Genomic DNA, 1,050 nt, shown 5'->3' with positions numbered 1-1,050 from the left:
ATTAATATCTTTTTAGCAATCATCCATAGGCCAAAACCAAACTTCTTTAGCTGCATAAAAACCTGATCCAACTGCTCCTTTATCAATAACATCAATGTGGCCAATACCACCTTCGTTAGGTAATTCATAAAATATTCCTTTCATATTTTTTGCATTTTTTTGAAAATCTTGCACGGACATTTTCTGTGGTTCGCCGTAATTCTTCCAAATCCAATCTGCGAGACCTTTTGATGAACGTGCGTATCCTTCAGACGTTTGATTGGTTTTTGGATATAATTTCTTTATGTCAATTCCAACTTTTTGCATTGCATAAGAAACCCTAATTGCACATTGATTGAGGGCATAGGGTTCAGCACTGGGTCGCGCGCTTGGTTTTACATTAAAATTTGGGTATGCGTCTCGTAATTTTTGAATGCATGGTAATTTTTTCTTAGGTTTTAACCCAAAGCTATCAATCCATAAGCCAGTATTTGATGCATATTGGTATAAATTACTTCCCCCCAGTAATCCAATCGGATCCTGATTAACAAACCGCCCTGCATCAGGCTCATAATACCTGAAGAAGTTGTAATGCAGCCCTGTCTCAAGGTCGGCATACTGGTTTTGTAGGCGGAACGGCTGGTATGCGCTATCCGTTACCTTGGTTTCCTCTTTCAGACAACCCCAGCCGGTATAGTTGCCGAACCACAGCAAATTGCCGTCTTTATCGGTCATCTCACGCGGGATACCGATTTGGTCGCAGTGGAAGTAGTGGGTTTGCTGTTTGCTTTCACCGTCTTCGTTGGTCCAGTTGCGTACCTGTGCCAAAGGTTCGTAGCTGTCGGGATCGGTGTAGATATAGGTATATCTGCCGTCCGGGTGGACTTCCTGCAAGAGGTGGCTGCCGTCCCAGACAAATCCGGTTTCCTCTTCGAGGTCGTCTGAAACTTCTTCGTTTTTCAGACGGCCTTTGCCTATCCTTCTGCCCAAGGCATCGTAGGTGTAGGCCCAAGTCTCTTTCGTGCCGTCTTTTTTGAAGATTTCCGCTTTAACCAGTTGGTCGTGCAGATC

General features: G+C 43.9%; 1 protein-coding gene. It reads right to left on the bottom strand.

Annotation, left to right across the window (positions count from 1 at the left end):
- Nucleotides 1-12 precede the first annotated feature (12 nt).
- The coding region (locus ACTHS3_RS14345) for a T6SS effector amidase Tae4 family protein (RefSeq protein ID WP_440368288.1) at nucleotides 13-1,050 on the bottom strand (1,038 nt) is incomplete at its 5' end.

It is taken from the genome of Neisseria sp. P0009.S007, from assembly GCF_051962515.1.
Note: the sequence above shows the minus strand (reverse complement) of the source record. Positions and strands in the feature narration are given on the sequence as shown.